The 1,127-nt window shown below is 47.0% G+C and carries 1 protein-coding gene; it reads right to left on the bottom strand.

The window, feature by feature from the left end; all coding sequences use genetic code 11:
• Positions 1 to 852, bottom strand: an 852-nt coding sequence (locus ACFPXP_RS08065) for an IS110 family transposase (protein ID WP_379893724.1), incomplete at its 3' end; no start/stop codon positions are given.
• Between the last annotated feature and the right edge of the window lie 275 nt (positions 853 to 1,127).

Genomic DNA, 1,127 nt, shown 5'->3' with positions numbered 1-1,127 from the left:
TGTTGGAAACTGATCCATGTCGACCCCAATCTCTGCAACGAGCGTTGCAGCGACAATACGATTGACACCTGGAATCGTGTCCAACCGAGTTACTTCTTCTTCGTATGGAATCAAATACTGTTCAATTCGATCTTCCAACTTTTTGAGGGACTCTTCTAGGAAAACAATGTGATCCCAGGAACCCCGGATCATAAAGATTTGATGCTCGGTTACGGTGCCAAATAGGGATTCTGCAACTGCGGTTACATTTTTCTTGATGTTCCCGTGTACACGGTGATCGATATCGTCCGCATCGATGTATCCCTGTTCCACTAGTCGTGTCAATAAGTTTCGACCGGAAACACCAAACACATCGGAAATCACGGCACCCAGCTTCACATTGGAGCATTCTAGATACTTCTGAATGCGGTTCTTTTCTGCTGTAAGGTTGCTGACCCATTTCTTACGCAGACGCACCATATCCCGGAGTTCGCGCAGATCTTGCGAAGGAACAAAACTGCGTTCGATCAGCCCGTGACGCAATAACTTGGCGATCCATTCTGCATCAGAGACATCTGTCTTGCGGCCGGGAACATTCTTGATTCGGTAAGCATTCGCCAAGGTGATGTCGAAATACCCTTCCAAGATGTTGTACACCGGACGCCAATAAATTCCCGTGCTCTCCATAGCAATGTGAGTAATCCCTTTGGATTCCAGCCATGTGAGCATGTCGAATAATTGGCGAGTTGTTGTTCCGAATGTCTTGGTCTCCGACAGCACTTCAGCTTCTGGTTCATCACTTACAAGTGTGCAAACGACGATTGTTTCTTGATGGACATCCATACCTGCGCAATGATTTAACAACGTTTCCATCCATACCAACTCCCTCGAATATTGGCCGCAGTCGGAGGCAATCGATTGATCTGGACATTTTTCTGTCCGTGGTCACCATTCCAGCGGAACAGGCCAACATGGGGTTGTGCACAAATCGAAAGCCTTACAGTTTTTGTTACAGGGTCGAACCACCAAAAAAAGCTGCGTACCTGTTCCGACAGCGGTTATTAGCAGTATTGGAGTTTAGTACTGGAATGAAACATAGCCCCTAGCTTTCATGCCGGGGATGTGGCGTAAAGCCATGATTGTTTTTG

Origin of the sequence: Marinicrinis lubricantis (genome assembly GCF_042658665.1) — a bacterium.
Taxonomy (GTDB): Bacteria; Bacillota; Bacilli; order Paenibacillales; family KCTC-33676; genus Marinicrinis; species Marinicrinis lubricantis.
This window is presented reverse-complemented; position numbering and strand designations above follow the sequence as displayed.